The organism is Echinicola strongylocentroti (genome assembly GCF_003260975.1).
Taxonomy (GTDB): domain Bacteria; phylum Bacteroidota; class Bacteroidia; order Cytophagales; family Cyclobacteriaceae; genus Echinicola; species Echinicola strongylocentroti.
Genome location: NZ_CP030041.1, coordinates 4826503 through 4847935 on the forward strand (window position 1 = coordinate 4826503; position 21433 = coordinate 4847935).

The 21433-nt window shown below is 40.8% G+C and carries 22 protein-coding genes; all 22 read left to right on the forward strand.

All coding sequences use genetic code 11. From position 1 onward, the window contains the following. The first annotated feature begins 174 nt into the window (after positions 1–174). Positions 175–1332 carry a BamA/TamA family outer membrane protein gene (locus DN752_RS18965; protein WP_112785420.1) on the forward strand — a complete coding sequence of 386 codons (1158 nt, stop codon included), beginning with the start codon at positions 175–177 and terminating at the stop codon, positions 1330–1332. A 65-nt stretch (positions 1333–1397) separates the two neighbouring features. Continuing rightward, entirely contained in the window at positions 1398–2459 is a 1062-nt protein-coding gene (locus DN752_RS18970) for an HAD family hydrolase (RefSeq protein ID WP_112785421.1), read from the forward strand. Between the two features lie 41 nt (positions 2460–2500). Then, complete coding sequence (locus DN752_RS18975) at positions 2501–3316, forward strand: hypothetical protein (protein WP_162633272.1); 816 nt, start codon at positions 2501–2503, stop codon at positions 3314–3316. Positions 3317–3546: 230 nt separating this feature from the next. Beyond that, a complete protein-coding gene (locus DN752_RS18980) occupies positions 3547–4179 on the forward strand; it encodes a DUF4136 domain-containing protein (protein ID WP_112785423.1) in 633 nt (210 codons plus the stop codon). Between the two features lie 11 nt (positions 4180–4190). Further along, positions 4191–4781, forward strand: coding sequence for an outer membrane beta-barrel protein (locus DN752_RS18985; protein WP_112785424.1), 591 nt, complete (start codon positions 4191–4193; stop codon positions 4779–4781). A 192-nt stretch (positions 4782–4973) separates the two neighbouring features. Further along, entirely contained in the window at positions 4974–5531 is a 558-nt protein-coding gene (locus tag DN752_RS18990; RefSeq protein WP_112785425.1) for an HdeD family acid-resistance protein, read from the forward strand. 43 nt (positions 5532–5574) lie between these two features. Then, positions 5575–6378: a hypothetical protein gene (locus DN752_RS18995; protein ID WP_112786621.1), complete on the forward strand. Its 804-nt coding sequence runs from the start codon at positions 5575–5577 to the stop codon at positions 6376–6378. 128 nt (positions 6379–6506) lie between these two features. Then, on the forward strand, positions 6507–6788 hold the full coding sequence (locus DN752_RS19000; RefSeq protein WP_112785426.1) for a SelT/SelW/SelH family protein: 282 nt from the start codon (positions 6507–6509) through the stop codon (positions 6786–6788). A gap of 562 nt (positions 6789–7350) precedes the next feature. Further along, positions 7351–8166, forward strand: a complete 816-nt coding sequence (locus tag DN752_RS19005; protein ID WP_112785427.1) for an ABC transporter permease — start codon at positions 7351–7353, stop codon at positions 8164–8166. Positions 8167–8333: 167 nt separating this feature from the next. Then, complete coding sequence (gene cysC / locus DN752_RS19010; RefSeq protein ID WP_112785428.1) at positions 8334–8951, forward strand: adenylyl-sulfate kinase; 618 nt, start codon at positions 8334–8336, stop codon at positions 8949–8951. Between the two features lie 27 nt (positions 8952–8978). Then, positions 8979–10244, forward strand: a complete 1266-nt coding sequence (locus DN752_RS19015; RefSeq protein WP_112785429.1) for an ABC transporter ATP-binding protein — start codon at positions 8979–8981, stop codon at positions 10242–10244. Between the two features lie 2 nt (positions 10245–10246). Continuing rightward, positions 10247–10969 carry a hypothetical protein gene (locus tag DN752_RS19020; protein WP_112785430.1) on the forward strand — a complete coding sequence of 241 codons (723 nt, stop codon included), beginning with the start codon at positions 10247–10249 and terminating at the stop codon, positions 10967–10969. After that, a complete protein-coding gene (locus tag DN752_RS19025; protein ID WP_112785431.1) occupies positions 10966–11961 on the forward strand; it encodes a glycosyltransferase family 2 protein in 996 nt (331 codons plus the stop codon). The genes DN752_RS19020 and DN752_RS19025 overlap by 4 nt, the downstream gene beginning before the upstream one ends. A gap of 90 nt (positions 11962–12051) precedes the next feature. Next, entirely contained in the window at positions 12052–12879 is an 828-nt protein-coding gene (locus DN752_RS19030; protein WP_162633273.1) for a hypothetical protein, read from the forward strand. An 11-nt stretch (positions 12880–12890) separates the two neighbouring features. Further along, complete coding sequence (locus tag DN752_RS19035; protein ID WP_162633274.1) at positions 12891–13868, forward strand: glycosyl transferase; 978 nt, start codon at positions 12891–12893, stop codon at positions 13866–13868. A gap of 1 nt (position 13869) precedes the next feature. Beyond that, positions 13870–14856: a glycosyltransferase gene (locus DN752_RS19040; protein WP_112785434.1), complete on the forward strand. Its 987-nt coding sequence runs from the start codon at positions 13870–13872 to the stop codon at positions 14854–14856. Between the two features lie 8 nt (positions 14857–14864). Continuing rightward, positions 14865–15716 (forward strand): glycosyltransferase family 2 protein, encoded by an 852-nt coding sequence (locus tag DN752_RS19045; protein ID WP_162633275.1) that lies wholly within the window; start codon positions 14865–14867, stop codon positions 15714–15716. After that, positions 15713–16624, forward strand: a complete 912-nt coding sequence (locus tag DN752_RS19050; RefSeq protein WP_245949311.1) for a glycosyltransferase — start codon at positions 15713–15715, stop codon at positions 16622–16624. Before DN752_RS19045 ends, DN752_RS19050 begins: the two co-directional genes overlap by 4 nt. Beyond that, on the forward strand, positions 16614–17519 hold the full coding sequence (locus DN752_RS19055; RefSeq protein WP_112785436.1) for a glycosyltransferase family 2 protein: 906 nt from the start codon (positions 16614–16616) through the stop codon (positions 17517–17519). Before DN752_RS19050 ends, DN752_RS19055 begins: the two co-directional genes overlap by 11 nt. After that, the gene (locus DN752_RS19060) at positions 17516–18631 is read left to right on the forward strand and encodes a glycosyltransferase family 4 protein (protein WP_112785437.1); all 1116 of its coding nucleotides are present in this window, start codon (positions 17516–17518) and stop codon (positions 18629–18631) included. Before DN752_RS19055 ends, DN752_RS19060 begins: the two co-directional genes overlap by 4 nt. Continuing rightward, on the forward strand, positions 18628–19737 hold the full coding sequence (locus DN752_RS19065; protein ID WP_112785438.1) for a glycosyltransferase: 1110 nt from the start codon (positions 18628–18630) through the stop codon (positions 19735–19737). The genes DN752_RS19060 and DN752_RS19065 overlap by 4 nt, the downstream gene beginning before the upstream one ends. Beyond that, positions 19734–20867, forward strand: coding sequence for a glycosyltransferase (locus DN752_RS19070; RefSeq protein WP_112785439.1), 1134 nt, complete (start codon positions 19734–19736; stop codon positions 20865–20867). The genes DN752_RS19065 and DN752_RS19070 overlap by 4 nt, the downstream gene beginning before the upstream one ends. The last annotated feature ends 566 nt before the right edge of the window (positions 20868–21433 follow it).

A 21433-nucleotide genomic window follows, 5' to 3' on the forward strand; every position in this document is an offset into this window, starting at 1 on the left:
AAGGTGGCCGTTGCACTTATTTTCAATGGGCAAAAGGTGCATAATGGATGAGTTACTTTTAGATCCCCAGCATGTTGGAGTGATAGAGGTGATTTTTTTCTGTTGCCGATTTGCCGACCATTTGACCATGACACCATTCAATTTCCGAATAGTAGGGAATAAACGATTATATTGATGAAGAGACTTTTGCCGATACTTTTATGTTTGTTGATTTGGTCACTGCCCAGCATTGTCCAAGCACAAAAATCCAAAAAAAAATTCAGTATGAAAGTCTTTAAGGATTCGCTGGATGGTCAATTGGATATGAGTGATTTTTTGATTGACTTCCATGGGTTTATTCCCGTGCCCCAACTGATTACCGAGCCGGCTGTGGGGAGTATTGGAGGGGTCTTTACGCCTATATTTATCCAACCAAACAAGCACCAGGAAGAAGGTAGGTACATACCGCCTGATATCACGGCGGGATTTGTGGGCTACACAGCCAACAAATCCTGGGGGTTTGGGGCAATAAGAATGGCCTCACTTCCCAAGCACCATTTGAGATATCGCGTGGCGGCATTTCATGGAGATGTCAATATGGATTTTTACAGGACACTTCCCATCGTAGGAGAGCGAGAACTGGGGTTTAATCTACAGACCAATGGTTTTTTTGTATCGCTGCTACGGCAGATTGCGGACACTGAGCTTTATATGGGCTTGGATTATTCCTTTGCCCATATCAATGCCAGTCCGGATTTTGGAATAAGCGAGTTGCCGGAATTTATAGAGGACAAGGAGCTGAGCAGCAACTTAAGTACCATCAGCCCAGATATACAGTATGATAAACGTGACAATGTATTTACCCCTAATAAGGGGATTTACCTGGTGTCTACCTTCCGCATCAATGCCAACTGGACAGGGAGTGACTATGACTACCAGAAGCTGAACTTAGCAGGATTTAAATTCTTCCAGCCCAGTCCCAAATGGGTGAGTGGCGTCAGGCTGGAAGGCTTATGGCAATTTGGCGATCCTCCGTTCTATGCAAATCCTTTTGTGGATATGCGCGGCGTTCCCATGGCCCGGTACCAAGGAGATCAGGTGTATATGTTGGAAACCGAGCAGCGCTATGATTTTAGCTTGCGGTGGAGTGGGACGCTGATAGCAGGACTGGCCAAAGCACCAACAGCTGAAGTTAATTTTAATGCTTCCGAGTTGATCTATACCTATGGAGCGGGATTTCGCTACTTGTTGGCCAGGAAGTTTGGCCTTCGCACAGGTGTCGATGTGGCATGGTCCAATGATGATTTTGGTTGGTATATCGTCTTTGGGCATGCTTGGAACAATAGGAATTGATGATAAAGAAATATAGAGTCAATAATAGATAAGTTGGTGTTAAACCGGGTTAAATGATTAGTGATATGAAAAGTAAACAGGATTTAATTGCTCTTTTTTGCGGATTGGCTCTTTGCCTAGGTTTGGTTTCGTGCTCATCAGAAACGGAAAAAATTTCTGAAGAACCGACCAACTCCAGGGAAATTGCTGGCGCAAGTGCAGCCCTTCCTTCTTGGAATGATGGGGATACGAAGCAGGCCATAATAGGTTTTGTGGAAGAGGTGACCAATTCCGAGAGCCCCAATTATATCAAGCCAGAAGACCGTATAGCCACTTTTGATAATGACGGCACGCTATGGTCAGAGCAGCCGGTTTATTTTCAGTTTTTCTTTGCCATCGACCGAATCAAGACCATGGCTGCAGACCATCCCGAGTGGAAAGACCAACAACCGTATAAGGCGATTCTAGAAAAGGATATGCCGGCACTGATGGAGCAGGGCAAGGCGGGTCTGCTTAAGGTCGTGATGACCACGCATGCGGGAATGACTACAGATGAATTTGAAAAAATCGTTTCAGATTGGATTGCTACGGCAAAACATCCCACCAAAAACCGCCCCTATACTGACCTGATCTTTCAGCCCATGCTGGAGTTGGTGCAGTACCTCCATGCGTATGATTTTAAGGTGTTTATCGTCTCAGGAGGAGGCATCGAGTTTATGCGGCCTTGGGCAGAGGAGGTTTATGGCATACCTAGGGACCGGGTCGTTGGGAGCAGTATCAAAACTGAATATGACTATAACGATGGCCAGCCCATCATCAAAAGGCTGCCTGAAATTGACCTGATCGATGATAAGGAAGGAAAGCCCATAGGCATCCATCGGTACATTGGTCGGAAGCCGGTTTTTGCAGCAGGCAATTCTGATGGGGACCTTCAGATGCTCCGGTGGACAGCTGCCAATTCGGCAAAGAGTTTCAAGCTGTATGTACACCATACAGATGAAGCACGGGAATGGGCCTATGACCGGGACTCCCATATCGGGACATTTGACAAGGGCTGGGACGAAGCCAAGGAAAAAGGTTGGACACTTGTGGACATGAAAGAAGACTGGAAGGTCATCTATCCCCATGAGCTGGATTCAGTAGATTGATTAAACCCAGCAAAGGTTATTTGCTCTTATTAAAATGGTTCATGGAGGTTAAGGTGAGAAAGATATCGGCATTATTCGTACTGTTATTTTTGTCTTGGTCAGTGATGGCTCAGGAGACAGAAGAGAAGACATCTGTGGAGCTGTCACAGCAAGTGATCAACCCTGCTACGTTAGCTTGGCAACTTCAGCTAGAGGAGTTTGGGATTTTCAAGACCAATAATGCAGATGGCTTTGCCCAGAATTTTCGTCTGAGAGGCATTATCCCTTTGGAGAAGGGAAAGCTGCTGCCTTTCCCACAGCTTATCCGGGTAATTGCTTTTTTGAATACGGCTCCAGGAGGGCCTACAGGCTTGGGAGATATTACGATCAATCAGTTCTTTATCCTTGCCAAAGAGAGCTGGGGACAGTTTGGGGCGGGTTGGAATTTGCAGATACCTACTGCCACCTCTCCTGAGCTAGGGTCTCCACAGTGGGAGCTAGGGCCTGCTTTTACGGTGACCTTTACGAATCTGGGCAATTGGCAGATGTACTGGATCTGGCAAAATTTCTTTTCGATCAGCCATAACAGTGAGTATGGCAACCGAAATGTCACCGCCCTCCAACCGAATATTTTCTATACCTGGTCAAATGGCATATACGCTGGTATGGAGCCATTGTGGCAATTGGATTATGAAACGGGAAAAGTAGCCATTCCACTAAACCTGCGCCTTGGCTATGTCTGGGCAGGAAAGCTAAAGTACAATGCCTATATCGAGCCGGAATTTATGGCTTATCGCTCTGAGGGGTTTCCGTATAACCAAAATGACTTTGGGATTCGCCTCGGCTTCCGATGGTATCTTCCCATAAAATCGAATTAATGTTCTAACTGAAAAACGACAAAGCAATTGATCGCTTCAAGTGTTGACCTATGATAAACCGCAATGAGTATGAAACCAATAATCCAACTTAACTCGACAATGCACAGAGGACGGTTGCCGCCTTCCTTGTCACCTCGCAGGAGGTTTTATGTCCGCTAGACCTGCTTTCAAAAAGGGAAAGAGGACTAGATATGATTTTAAAAATAACGCTTACCTAAAATTAAACAACGATGAAGTTACGAACTATTTTATCCTTTTTGGCCGTCGGCGGATTGGCCGGCCTGTCTTGGGGGTGTTTGCCTTCAGGGCCTGATTATGTGGAGGACATGGATATTGTCTACACCACGTATCAGGAAGATTACGATTTCCAGTCCAAGAGTACGTATTCCATGCCTGATCAGATCGTGACCGATGTAAAGGTCGATGACGGTGACACTACTTATGTGTATATGGATGCGAAGTTTGCCAATCCCATTCTATCGGAAATCGAACAGAATATGGAAAGTTATGGCTGGACACGAGTGGGGGTGGAAGAAACGGCTGATATGCTACTGATGCCTGCGGGTACTTCTACTACCAATTATTACTATTACTGGTGGTATGACTGGTGGTGGGGAGGATATTACCCCGGCTGGTGGGGCTGGTATTATCCGCCATATTACCCAGTCAGTAGCTATACGACAGGATCCCTGATCTTGGTGCTCACAGATCCCAGTGCTGCCGAGACCAACCCGATCAATAAGTCAAATGCGGCTTGGCTATCTGTCAGCAACGGTATCCTTACCTATTATAATGACATAGAAAGGGTGACTGACGCTATCGACCAGGCTTTTGACCAATCTCCTTATCTGCAAACCCAATAATTCTTAGCGCAATGAAAAAAATAGTGATAATGCTTGTTTTGGGGCTATTTGTTTCCCTCCAAGCTTCCGCACAAGAGAGTAAGGTGACCTTATCATATCCCATCGGATTTGCCATAGGTGACGTGAGTGATTATGTAAAACCTAGCAGCTTCAGAGGAATAGCGATTGATTACAGGAAAATGATCAATGACAATGTAGGGGTGGGTTTTTCTACGGGTTGGAACGTGTTTTATGAAGAATTGGCCTATGATACGTATGAGTTTGAAAACCAGGCCGTGTCCGGTAAGCAATACCGCAACAGTAACCATGTGCCCATTTTGTTTAATGGAGCATATTATATGGAGCCACGGGCGGCGGTCAATCCATTTGTCAGCGTAGGGATAGGTACGGTGTATACACGGAGAAATACAGATATGGGACAGTTTACCATGGAGCAAGAAGCTTGGAATTTTGCATTGGCACCTGAAGTGGGCATGCTGATAGAGTTTGCCAGTGGATTTGCTTCATCAGTATCGGTGCAGTATTACAATGGCTTCCAAGCGGGAAACGAACTGAACGATCCCCAATCCTATTTTGCACTTAAGATAGGTTTTGAGTTATAGTGACTTTCTGTTCCCTATTAATACCAAATCATAGAAAATAAAGATAAACACGGTGGAATGGCTTATTGTCCATTCCACTGGTTCTTGTAGAAGTACGTACTGTTTGCGCATTGTGAAATGGCCAATGGGAAGTGCGCAAGCCGAGTTTATCCATTTTACCTATTTTATAACTAATTAAAAATAATCCATACTATGAATACAGGAGCCAATCGCTTAGAAAAAACCATTCGCCAATGGTACATATTGTTTATTGTCGGCCTTGTTTTTATCGGGCTAGGCGTGTATACATTTGTGACACCTGCGAAGGCTTATTTGGCATTGTCCATTGTTTTTAGTCTGTCATTCCTTATCACAGGTTTAGGGGAAATTTCCTTTTCATTGATTAATAAGCGGATTTTTGATCGTTGGGGATGGATTTTAGCATTTGGGTTGCTAAATTGTCTAGTGGGAATATTATTGCTCAGCCGTCCAGAGGTGTCCTTGGCTACCATGCCACTTTACCTTGGTTTTTTAATTTTGTTCAGATCAGTCGGCGCCATTAGTTATGCCTATGAGATTAAGCAAATGGGAGTTACTGATTGGTCAGGAGTACTTTCACTAGGAATCTTAGGAGTGATATTTTCATTTATTCTTATATGGAACCCTATTTTGGGCGGCCTTACGATAGTGAGCTGGACAGCACTGTGCTTTTTATCCATCGGGATTCTCAGCGTTTATTTGTCTTTACAGCTGCGTAAGTTTGGTAAATGATAGTATTGAAAATAAAATAAATCAACTACTTAAAATAAAAAAAATGAAGATTCGCCTTATTACTTTGTTCTTTCTGGCTTCTATATTCTCTATGAAGGTTTATGGTCAGGAGAGTGGCGCGCCCCAAAGTGCAGCCCAGGCCAATAACCCTTTGGCCAATATGACTGCATTGAATTTCCACAATTATTATATTCCCCGCTTGACAGATGCTCCTAAGGATGCCTATTTGAACAATGCCTGGGTGCGGTTTGCAAAACCTATTTCCGAAGGGAAATGGCTGCTCAGGGTGTCTGCGCCACTAAATACAACTGGCATACCCGATCCTGTAGATGGGACGGTCAATTCAATTAATGGCCTAGGGGATGTCAATGCTTTTATGTCCTATAACTTTGTGTCCAAGCCGACCGCCACTGTTGGGATAGGGCCAAATCTCACCGCTCCGACAGCCAGTGAATCTGCCTTGGGAACTGGCAAATGGCAAGGTGGTTTTGCGATGGTCGCTTTTATTGCGAAGTCAGCCGTCTTTCAGTTTGGTGGACTGGTGACATGGCAGACCTCTTTTGCGGGTGACAGTGACCGTTCCGGTACCAATGTAGCAGCCGTTCAGCCCTTTTATTTCTGGCAGTTAGGAAAAGGAACCTATCTTCGCGGAGCCCCCATTTGGGCATTTGATTTTAAAAATGACGCCCTTTCTGTGCCCTTGGGCCTCGGTATCGGGAAAGTAGTAAAGGTGGAAAACACGATGTTTAACTTATTTATCGAGCCACAATACTCCTTACTACATGCAGGTACACAGCCGCAGTTCCAGTTATTTACTGGGATCAACTTGCAGTTTATGGGGAAATAGAGCCAAGAATACCAGAAATTCGATTTTGGTTTTACGTAACTGACCTGCCAAGGAGTGTGCAAAACCCTTGGCAGGTTTGTCCTATCAGCTAGTAATCGTACATTTGAAACGGATCAAATTTACGCTTCATGCACAATCACGTAACAATCACATATTGCACCCAGTGTCGTTGGATGCTCAGGGCGGATTGGATGGGACAGGAGCTGCTGACGACTTTTGAAGAGGAGCTGGATGAGCTTAGCCTTCGTCCTGGGACGGGCGGTGTCTTTGAAGTAGAGGCCAATGGCCAATTGGTCTGGTCACGCAAAGAGAATGGCCGGTTTCCCGAAATCACCGAACTAAAGCAAGTGGTGAGAGATGTGATCGCCCCTGACAAAGGCTTGGGGCATGCGGATAGGAAAGAAAAATGATTGATATGAGTAATTTTCAACAGCCTTAAAGGCTAATCCTGCTTTGTTTTGGGTATTTTAGAACTCCTTCCTATCGACAAAAAAGCCTGTCCAAATGGAATGCCTTAGCAAAGTGCGCAGTCATTCGCCATGGGGATTTTTTAAAGCAACTGTTGAATTTGACAAAATAGGGCAATGTAAACAGCCATAAACTAAAGGAGGGTATTTTGCTATTTGATAGGAAGGATGTTTTTTATAAATACGATAATTACAGATAGTTTAATTTAAAGTACATTTTTATATATTGGTAATAGCGAAGTGATTGTACTACTACTTTTTCTGTTCTGAAGCCTTCATTTACCACCGAGAATTCACCATTTGTTTATTTGCAATTTTATCTTTAACGAGTAATTTTGTTACTCTTGAGTAATTTTTTTACTCTTATTTTATGGATATCACGGAGTGTGATTGACCTGGCGAAGCTGTACTTGGGAAGAAAAAAGTCAAATTCAAAGAGGCAGGAACCGATCAAGAGCATCAACAGCTATTCAACTTAGAAGATCAAACCATTCAACGACCCACCTTGGAACCAAAAATAATTGAGCCATCGAAAGGATGGAAATTGGTAGATTTTAAAGAGCTTTGGAGATACAAAGACCTGCTTTATTTCCTGACCTTGCGGGGCATCAAGGCGCGTTACGCACAGAGTATCTTGGGAGTGTCCTGGGCGATCATCCAGCCACTGTTTACGACGCTGGTATTTACTGTGGTGTTTGGCAACCTTGCCAAAGTGGATTCTGACGGGATGCCTTATGTGCTATTTTCCTACTTGGCGCTGTGGCCGTGGAATTATTTCTCTGGCACCCTCACCGAGTCAGCCAACAGCCTTATTGCCAATTCCGGGATGATCACCAAGGTGTATTTTCCAAGGATGGTGCTGCCACTGGCCTCGATATTTTCCAAGTTGTTGGACTTTATCATTGCCTTTTTGGTGGTCGTGGGGTTTTTGATCTATTTTCAGGTGATGCCGGGTTGGGGATTGGTTTTCCTGCCACTGTTGATTGTCCAGTTGCTGCTGACGTCTTTGGGCATTGGTATGATCCTGTCCGCTATGGCCGTGCAGTACCGCGATGTCAAGCATGCACTGACTTTTTTGGTGCAGTTGCTGATGTACACCGCACCGGTGGTCTATAGCACGACGGCCGTACCTGAAGTTTACCGTCCATTTTATATCCTGAATCCCATGGTCGGGGTGATCGAAGGCTTTCGCGCGGCCTTCCTAGACCGTCCGCTACCTTGGGAATGGATCTGGCCTGGAGCAGTAGTGGCTATGGTGCTTTTTGTCTTTGGGATGTTTTATTTCAGACGGATGGAGCGGGTGTTTGCAGATGTGGCGTAGGGGAGAGTACAGCGTAGCTAGATGCAAGTATCCAGTAGTGGGATAGGAGTAGTGAGTCTTGAGATATGAGTCTTGAGACTTGAGATTTGTACAATGACAATGAGCTTTGTTTAGTGATAACAGATGGAATGGCACTAATTTTATAGCCTTGGAAATAAGAAAGGATAATGAACGAAGAAAATAATGTTTTCCCGACCGAATTTAAGATTCGTCAGTATGATCGGGCAAAGCTATTGGAGCAGCAGCCTTTGTTGATTTGGTTTACGGGGCTGTCAGGGTCAGGGAAGTCTACCTTGGCCAATGCCACAGAGTTTGCGCTACACCAAAAAGGGCTGAAAACCTATCTTCTGGATGGTGATAATTTGAGGTCTGGGCTGAATAAGGGGTTGGGGTTTTCGTCGGAGGATCGGATCGAAAACCTCCGCCGGGTAGGTGAGGTGAGCAAATTGATGCTGGATGCAGGTTTGATAGTGATTGCGGCTTTTATTTCACCCTTCAGAAAAGAGCGTGAAATGATCAAGGAGCTGGTAGGTAAAGAGAACTTTATAGAGATCCATGTGAGCTGTCCCCTCGAAGTGTGTGAAAAAAGGGATACGAAAGGCCTCTATCAGAAAGCAAGAAAAGGGATCATCAAGGATTTTACTGGCATCGATTCCCCATATGAGGCTCCCATAGAAGCAGACCTGAAGGTGGATACGGACAGCAAGACTGTAGAGGAATGTATAAATAATATTGTAAGTGCCATTGGGAAAAGATGTCAAAGCTATGGTCATAATATCAGCTAAGAGGAACACTTTGGAGAATAAGCGATAGTGGGAAAAAGTATTATCCAAGTAGAAAACTTGTCTAAGCGTTACCGGCTAGGCCTTAAAGAGAAGCGGTCCAAGACCTTGGCCGGACAGGTTGGCAATATCATCAAGTCCCCATGGGAAAACTTTCAGCGGCTTCGGAAGTTGAGCAAGTTTGGAGAAGAGGATGAATCGGTTTTTTGGGCGCTGAAGGATATCAGTTTTGAGGTGAAGGAAGGGGAAGTGCTGGGCATTATCGGTAAAAACGGTGCGGGTAAATCGACCTTGCTCAAGATACTGTCCCAAATCACAGAACCTACTTCAGGTAAAATCACCCTGAATGGCCGTGTGGCCTCTTTACTGGAAGTAGGCACTGGCTTTCACCCTGAGCTGACCGGTAGGGAAAATATCTATATGAATGGAACCATCCTCGGTATGACGAGGCGAGAGATCGACCGGAAATTGGATGAAATCATTGACTTTTCGGGCATAGAAAAGTTTGTGGACACACCGGTAAAGTTTTATTCCTCGGGCATGAAAGTGCGTCTAGGTTTTTCGGTGGCAGCTCATTTGGAGCCGGAGATTTTGATCATCGATGAGGTGCTGGCCGTGGGGGATTATGAATTTCAGCAAAAGTGTCTCGGAAAGATGGAGGATGTAAGCAAGAACCAAGGACGGACGGTGCTCTTTGTGAGCCATAATATGGCGGCAGTGCAGAATTTGTGTAGTAGGGGGATATTAATGGGAAATGGCAAACTGCACTTTGATGGAGTAACAGAAGAGGCATTGAAAAGCTATATTGGAGGCAATACCAGTACATGCTTTTTGGATTTGGAAAATGCCCATATCAAAGGAGAAGGGAACCAAAAGATAAAATTAAAGTCCATTAATCTCTCTAGCCGTTTGGATGAAGATATACCGGTATTCCCGAGGAAAGATGTGTATATTTCGCTGGATGTAGATTTTAAAGAAGGCTTTAAAAATCAAGGAGAGAGGATAGATATTCGGATTGATAACCGACTGGGACAACGACTTATTTGGTGTAGCACAAAAGCCGATAACAGGCTAAAGTTGGGGACGGGAAAAATAACTTTCAAAATCCCCCAATGCCCATTGGTTCCCGATGAATATGTCCTTACAGTATTTATTCACGATGGACATGATGTGGCCAATTGGTACCCTCAAGTAATGAATTTTAAAGTGGAAGAAGCAGCATATTTTGATTCTGGGATGACCATTCCTAATGGACAAACCAGCTTTATTTACCCTTTTGAACTTACTAATTCCTAAAAATGATAAAAAAAATAAGAGATAAACTGTTTGGAATAAGTAAACTAGGCTATTTGATCTCCGAGGAGGGAAAGCGGAACAGGGAGCTTTCCAGCTATAATATGAGAGAGCTGAAGGCGATTGAATTCCTTAAAGACTACTTTCCTGAAGGCTTTCTTTTTGAAACTGGTTTTTCTCTGTCTTTTCAGACGATACAGCACATCATCAATGATCTTACTATTTATAAGCCCAAGGTTGTTCTTGAATTTGGTTCGGGACTTTCTACCCAAATACTAAGCAATTACATCAATAAGCATCAGCTTAGTTGCAAGCTTATAAGTATAGATGATGATCAAGAGTGGCAGGATAACTTAAAGCAGGCTTGTAAAGGGGTGGATTTTCACACTTTTACACTGAAGGATGATCATCCCTATTCTTATGGCGGAAAAGGAAAATGGTTTGACATTCCCAACAACCATGCAATCAATACAGTTGAATTTGACCTGATCATCGTGGATGCACCAAAAGGAGGGCTATGTAGGCAATCCAGAATTGGTTTTATTCCTTTTGTCAAAGACAAGCTTTCGAATTCTCCGATCGTTTATTTGGATGACACACATCGTCAGGAAGAGCAGGAAATTGGCCATTTTTTGGTGGAGACCATCCCAGCGTTTGTAGGCAAGATTAATGGGTTCAATTACACAAGGTATTCTTTTGGGGATAAATTACATACTGCACCTTCATGAATAGAGAAGCTCCTTTGGTTTCCATTCTGATCCCAAATTATAATAAAGCACCTTATATAAGGGAAACATTGGACTCTGTGCTAAACCAGACCTACCAGCACTGGGAGTGTATTATTGTCGATGATCATAGCACGGACGAATCATGGGAAATTCTAGAAGAATACTCTGCTAAGGATGATAGGTTTAAAGTTTTTCAAAGACCAGACCATTTAGCAAAGGGAGGGAATGTATGTAGGAATTATGCTCTTAGATTATCGCTAGGGGAATATATTCAGTTTTTAGATTCTGATGATATTTTAGCACTGACATGTTTGAACGAAGAATGTCGTTTTGTGAAAAAATATCCCCAAAAGGATTTTTTGGTTTTTAATTCTGAATTATTTGATAAAAGTCCTGGTGATTTAGGTGTTTTATGGAATATCGATAAAGAAGAAAATGATTTTTATAGGTATTTGAAAACAGATGGAGTTTGGCAAACAGCTGGAGCTCTTTATAAGAGAAGTTTTTTTTTATTGAATTTAGCCTTCAATGAAGATCTTTCTATTTGGCAAGACTTTGACCTTCATTTTAGGGCCATATTGGTGTCAAAGAATTACAAGAAACTTCTAGGTCTTAAACCTAATATTTTCATAAGAAATGGGCTTGAAAATTCTATAAGTAGGACTAAAGATAGAAAGGTTGTACTTGATCAGTTAAAAAATAGGTTTATAATATATTTATCGTTTAAAGAATTGATAAGGAAGGGAGGGCTTGATTTTGATAAACCCGGCTATTTTATATATAAATCCGTTTGTTTTTGGTTTGCGGCACAGTTTTATGTTAAATATGGAAGATGGGATGGTTTTATTGAAAGCCTTAACCAACTAAGGAAATCTCAAAATCTACCATTTTATAAATGTGAATTATATAAGGTTCATTGTTTGATGCTAAAGGTGGCTAATAGGTGGAGGCCTATGAAGAAATTGTTAGTGTTTTTAGGGGGAATAAAATAACGCTTGATTTTTTTATTCAAAGGGAAAATACAATGTGGAAGGAAAGAATGGAGGGACATGTATTGTAAGTTTACTTCTTTACTGAACTTTTTGATTACACTATACAAACCATCAAAGAGGAAGTTTATTCCAACAGGTTATAATGGTGATAAAAAAGCTCTTATTGATATTTATACTATTGCATTTAACAATGCTGAGTTTATCAAAAACCAGATTTTACTTATTAAGTTAAGGTTTAAGGATCCCCATAAGCATTTTATAATAGATAACTCATCTGATGTTTTGATTAGGGAAAAACTTATTAAAATATGCAAACAGCACCAAGTCGCATATATTGGGCTTCCCACAATCAACTATAGTCCCAATAAATCACATGCAATGGCGATGCATTGGACTTTTGCCCATCTCATAAAGAAAAGAAAACCCAAGTTCTTTTGCTTTCTGGATCATGATATATTCCCAATTAAAGACTTTTCGTTTTTAGACAAAATGAAAAATGGAATTTACGGAAGAATCATGCATTTATATACCCAGAATGGATATGTCGAGCAAATATCGAATAGCTACCCATATTGGTCTATTTGGGCTGGCTTTTGTTTCTTTGATTATAAATTATTTAAAGATATTAAATCATACAAGATTAATTTTTTTTCAAAGAGATTTGAAGGGAAGGGTTTTTTAGATACCGGAGGAGGACTCTGGGAGAAAATTTATTCGAAAATTCCTTATCCAAAAAAAATGGCAAATTTTGAAGTTTTGAATTTCAGAGAGGGAGCCAAGGAGGATCTTCAATCGAGTTCTTTTGAGCTTATTGATGGCTGGATACATTTTGTGAGTTTATCTAATTGGAGGCCCACAAGCAATTTAGAAGAAAAGATTGAAAAATTTAATGAAATTATTGGGAAGTTGGATAACTAAAATTAAAACTTTTGAAAAATATAATATTTACCCTATGTTCTAATAACTATTTGGCACATGCAAAAGTGTTGGGAACATCCATTAGAAAGCATGCTTCTGACTGTCATTTTGTAATTGGCCTTGTTGACCAATGGGATCAAGAGATTGATTATTCCATTTTGGGTGCTGAAGTGGTGAAATTTGATGCCATAGGTGCACAGGTTTTTCCAGAAATGCTTGGGCGTTACAATATTATTGAATTTAATACAGCGGTAAAGCCATTTTACATTGAATATTTCTTCAATAAGTACGGTGGAAATACCAAGGTGTATTATATAGATCCGGATATTAAATTGTACCACTCTATAGAGTTGCTTCATCACTCTCTCGACTTGCACCCAATAATAGTTACACCTAATCTAACTGTGACACCTGATAAGGTGGTGACAGGTGAATTAGCCTCTTTAAGACATGGTATGTTTAACTTAGGGTTTATAGGGCTGAAATGCTCGGAAGAATCAAAGGTTTTTGTACAATGGTGGAAGGAAAGACTTCAAAATTACTGTAAAATAGATAAGGCAAGAGGCATTTTCGTAGATCAAAAATGGGTTGATTTAGCCCCTTTATTCTTCGATAATATTTATAGCATTAAACATCAAGGCTGTAATATGGCATGGTGGAATTTCTCCGAAAGGGATTTAAAAAAAGACCACAATGGGTATTATGTCAATATTCCAGAACAAAGGCTGATTTTTTTCCACTTTAGTGGGTTCGACCCAAATGGTAATCAGACTACCGTCCGTATGAATAATCATTCCTTTAAATTGGAAGACTATGTTGAATTAGACGGCATTTTTAAAGAGTATGCAGGTGAGTTAAAGGAAAATGATTATGACAACATCTCTAAGTTAGTGCCGAAATTAGCTTTTTACAAGAAACCAAACGGCATGAATGTCAAGATCAGAAGACGACTTGGATGGATAAGGAAGGGGCTTTTCGGAAAGGTGTAAGATGCTAGGAATAAGTGTAGTAGTGTGCACATGTAATGGTGCCAACCGCCTGCCAGTTACCTTACAGCACATTTGCCAGCAAAGGTGTACGTATAGCTGGGAATTGATTGTGGTGGACAATTGTTCGACAGATAATACTACAGCCGTGTGCACATCTTTTCTCAAAGACAAGGAAATCGATTGGGTGATTGTACATGAATCTCAGCCAGGTCTGGTGAATGCTCGGCGGTGCGGACTAGAAAAAAGTAAATACGATTTCATTCTTTTCTGTGACGATGATAATGCTTTGAATGAACAATATTTACACTATGGGGTTAGCTTGATGGAACAAAATCCTCAGATTGGTATATTGGGAGGTTTTGGAGCGGCAGTCATTGAGGGGGGAAAGCCTGAGTGGTTTGACCAGTACAGCCACAGTTATGCTGTTGGGAAACAGGCATTATCTAACGGTAAAATAAGCTCTTCTAAAGCAGAAGTTTATGGAGCGGGAGCAATAGTTCGAAAGGAGCCAATATGGGAGTTGTTGCAAAGAGGTTTTGAAACAGTCATGGAGGGAAGGACTGGAAAGAAATTGGGAGCAGGGGATGATGTAGAATGGTGCTACATCTTCCAGCTATTAGATTATGAGATTTGGTTTGATGACAGGTTGCTATTTGATCATTATATTTCAGCGTCCCGATTGACATGGGAATATTATTTGAATCTTAAGGCAGGAATCGCCTCTGGTTCTGGTTTACTATATCCGTATGGTTTGTTGTTGGATGCAAAGAGAGTAAATGTACCTCCATTTTGGAAGGCATACTTGGGTAGAACCCTTATAAGTTTGCTGGTTTGGCTAAAATCTATTTTTATGGTGTCAATTCCAATAAAGGTATCTTCCCAACGGAGATTGGCCCATCGGATTATCACTGCTCGATGTAGGGCATACTTGGTTGATGCTATCCGAGCCAAAAGACATTTTGATCAATTAAAACGGAACTTTCAGTAATTTATTTCGTGGAATCCCAACCTTTTTTTTCAGTTATTATTCCTGCATTTAACAGGGGCCATATTATTGGCCGGGCCATAAGTTCGGTTCTAGGTCAGTCTTTTCAAAATTTTGAACTTATTGTAGTTGATGATGGATCACAGGATAATACAGGAGAGGTAGTAAAGCAGGTTGGAGATGAACGTGTAAGATATTTTTACCAAACCAATAGTGGAGTTTCAGCTGCAAGAAATATAGGTGCCAATGTGGCTAATGGAATAAATTTAATTTTTTTAGATAGTGATGATGAATTAGGTGAAGAGGCTTTGGCAAAATTTAATTCAGTCATTCATCGAGGTGAAGTTATACAGTTTGGGTTTGTGAAAGTTAATGAGACCTCATCGATTTTAAAGTATCCTGAAAAAAATAAGTTTATGAGTAAGTTACCGGGGAGTTTTTGTATAAAACGAGATGTTTTTAAAAGTATATCGGGTTATGATGAACGTTTGGCCTACAGTGAAAACACAGAAATGTTTCATCGGTTGAGTTTAATAGGGGTAAGGATTCATGAGGAACAATTTATAAGTTTAAGATATTACGAGAGTATCACAGGAGGGTCAAAGAACAGACACAATAAAATAGCTGGATTAAAGTATATTTTAAAGAAGCATGATAAGACAGTAAGTAAAAACGTGAAATTTTTATATAACCAGATCATCGGGGTAGAGAGCTTCAAGGTTGGTGATTACCAAATGGCAAGATACTATTTGTTTAAAGCATTAAAAATTCATCCGTGGGCATGGAAATGTATAATGAGAATATTGAACACCTATATAATTCAAAGTTCTCAAAGGATATGTAGTAAAACAGAGAAGAATTGACACGAATAGGAGGTTTTTTAATTACTTACAACCGACCTCAGATAGTGGTAGAAACAATTTTAAGTCTCGAGGCGCAAACACAACCTCTTGAGGTTATTTGGATAATTGATAATTCATCTAACTACAATACAAAGGAAAGTGTATTATCTCTGCACAACCCAAAAATTCGGTATTTTAATGTAGGGTACAATGCAGGACCAGCTGGGGCTGCAAAAATAGGTCTTAACCTGTGTATAAAAGAAAATTTAGATTGGATTTACTGGGGAGATGATAATGATCCACCTGTATTTCAGGATTCATTTGAAAGACTATTAGGGGAAGTATCAAAGGAAACAGATAGATGTTCAATTGGGATTGTTGGTACGGTAGGACATTTCTTTGATAATAAGAGAGGGGTGATCAACAAGACTTCCCTAGATTTACTTTTGGGAAATGGTTTATTGGAGGTGGACAGTGTGGCAGGAAATATGACCATGATGGTTAATAAACGGGTTTTAGAGGCTGGTATATATCCAGATCCCACTTTGTTTTTTGGGTTTGAAGAACTGGATTTTTGCCTTAAGGTAAAAAGGAAAGGCTTTGGAATCTATGTTGATAAGGTACAATTTAGAGAACTAAAGAATTATTTTAATAAAACGGGTGCTAACAGAAGTTTCTATAATAAAAAGACTTTAAATAGTTTGCCAAGGGAATATTATACTGTGCGTAATTTGCTTTTCATTGCGTCCAAATATGGTTTTAAAGAGATGAAAGTAAGGTTGATTATAAAGTGTATGGTTAAATCACTATTTGGGTTTAAATATGGGTTTAAATATGGAGTTGAAAATGCAAAATATTTATTAATGGGGCTATTTCATTTTTTGATGAACAAAAAAGGGGGCACTATGACACTAAAGAATGGACTTTAAGATTTCAGTCATCATTCCGGCATATAACCGAGAAAAATTTATCGGCAGGGCGATAGAAAGTGTACTTGAACAAAGTATTCAGGATTTTGAATTGATAATTGTCGATGACCAATCCTCAGATGATACGCTCAGAGAAATTGAACGCTATACTGATGAGAGGATCAAAGTGATCCAGACAAAAAAAAACGGAGGGAACGCTGTAGCCAGAAACGAAGGGATACTGAACTCATCTGGTGAGCTTATTTTCTTTTTGGATAGTGATGATTTTTACACTAAAAATTTTCTAAAGGAAATGATTCATTTTATTCATGAAAATGGAGACCATGATTTTTTTTGGTGTGGAATAAATCTAGTCGATGAATCAGCAAAGAAGTTTGGAGAGCAATTTTGGATCCCCAAAGATACGTTGCCTAGCAATACTTTCTTTGATTCATTACATATCGGTACAAATAACGGTATTTGTTTCAAAAGGAAGGTGTTCGATACCATAGGGTATTTCGATGAATCCATCCGTGCAGCAGTTGACCGAGATTTTCTTCTGAGGGTTTCCGCTTTTTTTTCTGGAATTGGATTCAAGAAATTTTTGGTTAATTGCACCATTGGAAGACATGATTCGGTGAGAAAGAATTACATGAATCAAGCCAATGCATATCATGCAATTGCGCATAAACACAGTTCTATAATAAAAAATAAACGCTCTCGAAAAAAGAAATGGTTTCACAAATGTATGTGGTTACATTTTTATGCAGGAAATAAAGAAAGGGCTGTGACTTATTTCTTCAAAATACCGTTTAATTTAACCTCAATTTTTCTCTTTTTTCTTTTTCTTTTTCTTCCATTGTCTGTTGGAAGAAAAATACATCGAAAATTTGGCAGTAAAGGTATCAATCAGTGAAAGTACTTTATCTCATAGATACATTACAAACAGGCGGGACTGAGAAGAGTTTGTTGTCTATCGCGAGGAGATTTAAAGAAGTGACTCCTTATTTCTGGGTGATCTTTAAGGGAAATCATCGTCTATTAACTGAATTTCTTGAAGCTGGAATTATTGTAAAAACTTGGGACTTTTCGACATCTAGCTCGAGCAGCAAAATTGCTAGGAAATTGAATAAGTCTATTGCAGAACTTAAACCAAATATTGTTCATGCCTCTTTGTTTCGTTCAGAAATGATATCAAGGAAACTGCAAGGAGATTTTTTATTGGTGAACAGTTTGGTTAACAATTCATATCACTGGAGGAGATATAGAAAACTACCAATTACCTCTTTTTTTTCACTGCTAATCGTTCATATGAGGGATTATTTGACTTCTTCAAATGTGGATTACTGGTTTTCCAATTCTCCTTATTTGAGTGAAGTCCATCAAAGAACTTTAGGTATACCAAGTTATAAAATAGTTAACATTCCTAGAGGAAGGTCAAGGCAAGAATTTATCCCTCCAAGGACAAAACATCAAGACAAAACTATTTTTATTACCGTGGGAAGGCTTATTCCCCGAAAAGGTCATTCGGAGTTACTAAGGGCTTTTGGGCATATTTTAGAGAAGTCTCCTACATCAAATCTTTGGGTCGTGGGAGAAGGCCCTGATTTGGTTAAGTTAAAAGCTTTGGCAGAGAAATTAAAAATAAGCCATAACGTGACTTTTTGGGGGGATAGCAACAAAGTTCCTAATCTTCTTTCAGAAGCAGACTTTTTTGTGTTCCCAAGCCATTATGAAGGTTTGCCAGGAGCTTTGATAGAGGCTATGTTTTCCAAACTACCTATTATTGCTTCGGCTATTCCTGAAAATGAATCCTGTGTACCTCTAAATAGTGGGCTTTGGTTCGAAGTATTTAACTGGAAAGACATGGCAAGGAAAATGGAAAAGGCAATTGAAATTGAAAGTTGGGAGGCCATAACAAACGAAGCCTATAGCCATGCTATGGAAGTATTTGATGCACAAAATGTTTCAACACAATACGAAAATGCATACAACGAACTTTTTGAAATTCCTTATCAAAAGAAATGAGAATTGTTCATTTGATCCAAAAGCCACAACTTCGAGGAGCAGAATTGTTTGCGGCTCAATTAGCCCAATGCCAAATGAGGAATGGACATGAAGTTTTATTGGTTTGTGTTTTTCGTGGAAAGGCATCGTTTCCCTTCGAGGGGGAGATAGTTTGTATTGACTGCAAAGAGAAAAATAGGTTTTGGGAAATTAGGGGATGGAGAAGGCTTAGGGATATAATAGCCCATTTCAGGCCTGATATAGTGCAGGCAAATGCATCCGATACCTTGAAGTTTTCGGTTTTTAGTAAGATGATTTTCAAATGGGACACACCAATTGTCTATAGAAATGCCAACAAAATCAGCGATTTTATAAAAGGAAAGAGCCACTTAACATTCAATAAATTTTTATTTAGTAAAATCAATGGAGTCATTTCTGTTTCCATAGGCTGTAACCAAGATTTCAACCATTGTTTCAATAGCTTGAACATCCCAAATTGTACCATTCCTAATGGAGTGGATTTTGGTGAAATGGATAGAAAGCTGCAGGATGAAGTTCCAAATACACTTAGAGAAAAAGAATATGTACTGATGGTGGGAGCTTTCGTAAAAGAGAAAAACCATATAGGATTACTTCACATTTTTAATGAAATCCATAAGAAATTTCCACAGCTGTACTTAGTGTTTGTTGGAGCAGGAAAATTAGCGGCTGAAATAAATAGTCAGGCTGCCAACATGGAGAGTGCTGATCGGGTTTTATTTATGGGAAATTTGGATAACGTCCTCCCTGTTATGAAGAATGCTAAGGCCTTGCTGGTTCCCAGTAAGATAGAAGGATTGCCGGCGGTTATATTAGAGTCGATGTACTGCAAAGTTCCCGTAATAGCGTATGATGTAGGAGGAATCAGTGAAGCCGTATTGCATGATGAGACTGGCTTTTTGGTACCTTTTGAAAACAGGAATCTTTTTAGAAACTTACTGGAGAGGGTTTTATCGGATAATCATCGGATACCTTCAGACATCTTGGATAATGCCAGAACAAAAGTGATCACCCACTTTAATATTAATGTCCTTGCCCATTATTTCCTCACCTTCTATCAACAAATAACTGACACCAAAAGAGCGTGACTTCCCCAAAGAAAACCCGTATTCTCCACCTGATAAAATCCCTTGGCAGGGGAGGGGCCGAGAAGCTGATTCCTGAAACTGCAGCATTGCATGATAAGGAGGAATACTCCTTTTATTGCCTTTACTTCCATCATCGGCCTAATAGCCTTATCGATGAACTGGAAGAGGTGGGAGTGAAAGTAAGCTATTTTCCATCCTCCAATCTTGCGCTTCCGCTCCAAGTCGGTAAGGTGGTGGAGTTTGTGAAAAAAAATCAAATTGACATTATTCATTGCCATTTGCCTTGGGCGGGAGTGCTGGGCAGGTGGGTAGGCCAAAAGACCGGCGCCAAGGTCGTCTATACCGAGCACAATATGTGGGAAAGGTACCATCCGCTTTCCCGTAGGCTAAATAAATTGACCTTTGGATGGCAGCAGGGAGTGATTGCAGTTTCCGGGGAAGTAAGGAATAGTATTTTAAGACACTATAAACCGACCGTTAATAGCCCTGAGATCAAGACAATACCAAACGCGGTAAATACAGAGAAATTCCAGAAAGATCTGATAGGGAAAGGTAGCATCCGAGAGAAGTTTGGAATACCTAATGATGCTCCCGTAATAGGTCAAGTGGCCGTTTTAAGGAGCCAAAAAAGGCTTGATCACTGGATCGCCGTGGCAAAGGAAATTGCCCAATCCCATCCCAGCGTTCATTTTTTATTGGTAGGTGATGGACCGGAAAGGGAGTTGGTAGAAAGTACTATTGGAACAGGTGATTTTGCATCGAAAATACACTTGGCGGGAGCGCAAGAAGCTGTTATTCCTTATCTTTCTGCCATGGATGTTTATATGATGACATCGGAGTTTGAAGGATTGCCAGTGGCAATGCTGGAGGCCATGTCGTGTGGATTGCCTGTGCTGAGTACTGAGGTTGGAGGAATTAGGGAGGTGATAACCGACGGAGTGGAGGGGATGCTATGTCCAAAAGACCATACAGAAAACTTGGTTTTTGCCGCTTCTACGCTGTTGACAGATCCGCTAAGGTGCCAAGAAATGGCCAAGAGGGCCCGCCAACGGGTGATCTCCCATTTCAGCATGAAACGGATGGTAAGGGACTTGGAGGAGTTTTATCAAGAAGTGCAAAAGCTGAGCTAGGCTTTCAGCCTGCATAGAGATAGCTCACTGTTCACACCCCAAGGTGTTGCCTTGGGGTGAGATGCTATAAGGCTTTCAGCCATTGCTGTATGTCAGATTTAGTGTTGATTGACAATGGTACAGTCCAAGTCTGTGGTAATCTTTGGTATTCAGACGAATGTAATTTCCCCCTGAAAGGGGAATTCAAATCAGCCCAATGGATCCCATTGGGTTTTAAATGTGTGAGGAACTTGCTGCGCCCTGTAAGGGCAAATAACTTTGCCTTTAAGTTGAAAAGGGAGGCAAAGTATTTAGCTAGGCTTTCAGCCATTGCCGAATGTCAGAATTAGTGTTGATAGACAATGGTACAGTCCAGGTCTGTGGTAATCTTAGGTATTCAGACGAATGTAATTTCCCCCTGAAAGGGGAATTCAATTCAGCCCAATGGATCCCACTGGGCTTTAAATGTGTGAGAAATTTGCTGCACCCTGTAAGGGCAAATAACTTTGCCTTTAAGTTGAAAAGGGAGGCAAAGTATTTAGCTAAGCTTTCAGCCATTGCCGAATGTCAGATTTAGTGTTGATAGA

What these genes read in the sequence shown, in the direction of transcription:
- DN752_RS18965 (WP_112785420.1), top strand. Translation starts at nt 175, where the DNA reads ATGAAGAGACTTTTGCCGATACTTTTATGTTTGTTGATTTGGTCACTG.
- DN752_RS18970 (WP_112785421.1), top strand. Translation starts at nt 1,398, where the DNA reads ATGAAAAGTAAACAGGATTTAATTGCTCTTTTTTGCGGATTGGCTCTT.
- DN752_RS18975 (WP_162633272.1), top strand. Translation starts at nt 2,501, where the DNA reads ATGGAGGTTAAGGTGAGAAAGATATCGGCATTATTCGTACTGTTATTT.
- DN752_RS18980 (WP_112785423.1), top strand. Translation starts at nt 3,547, where the DNA reads ATGAAGTTACGAACTATTTTATCCTTTTTGGCCGTCGGCGGATTGGCC.
- DN752_RS18985 (WP_112785424.1), top strand. Translation starts at nt 4,191, where the DNA reads ATGAAAAAAATAGTGATAATGCTTGTTTTGGGGCTATTTGTTTCCCTC.
- DN752_RS18990 (WP_112785425.1), top strand. Translation starts at nt 4,974, where the DNA reads ATGAATACAGGAGCCAATCGCTTAGAAAAAACCATTCGCCAATGGTAC.
- DN752_RS18995 (WP_112786621.1), top strand. Translation starts at nt 5,575, where the DNA reads ATGAAGATTCGCCTTATTACTTTGTTCTTTCTGGCTTCTATATTCTCT.
- DN752_RS19000 (WP_112785426.1), top strand. Translation starts at nt 6,507, where the DNA reads ATGCACAATCACGTAACAATCACATATTGCACCCAGTGTCGTTGGATG.
- cysC (WP_112785428.1), top strand. Translation starts at nt 8,334, where the DNA reads ATGAACGAAGAAAATAATGTTTTCCCGACCGAATTTAAGATTCGTCAG.
- DN752_RS19020 (WP_112785430.1), top strand. Translation starts at nt 10,247, where the DNA reads ATGATAAAAAAAATAAGAGATAAACTGTTTGGAATAAGTAAACTAGGC.
- DN752_RS19025 (WP_112785431.1), top strand. Translation starts at nt 10,966, where the DNA reads ATGAATAGAGAAGCTCCTTTGGTTTCCATTCTGATCCCAAATTATAAT.
- DN752_RS19040 (WP_112785434.1), top strand. Translation starts at nt 13,870, where the DNA reads ATGCTAGGAATAAGTGTAGTAGTGTGCACATGTAATGGTGCCAACCGC.
- DN752_RS19055 (WP_112785436.1), top strand. Translation starts at nt 16,614, where the DNA reads ATGGACTTTAAGATTTCAGTCATCATTCCGGCATATAACCGAGAAAAA.
- DN752_RS19065 (WP_112785438.1), top strand. Translation starts at nt 18,628, where the DNA reads ATGAGAATTGTTCATTTGATCCAAAAGCCACAACTTCGAGGAGCAGAA.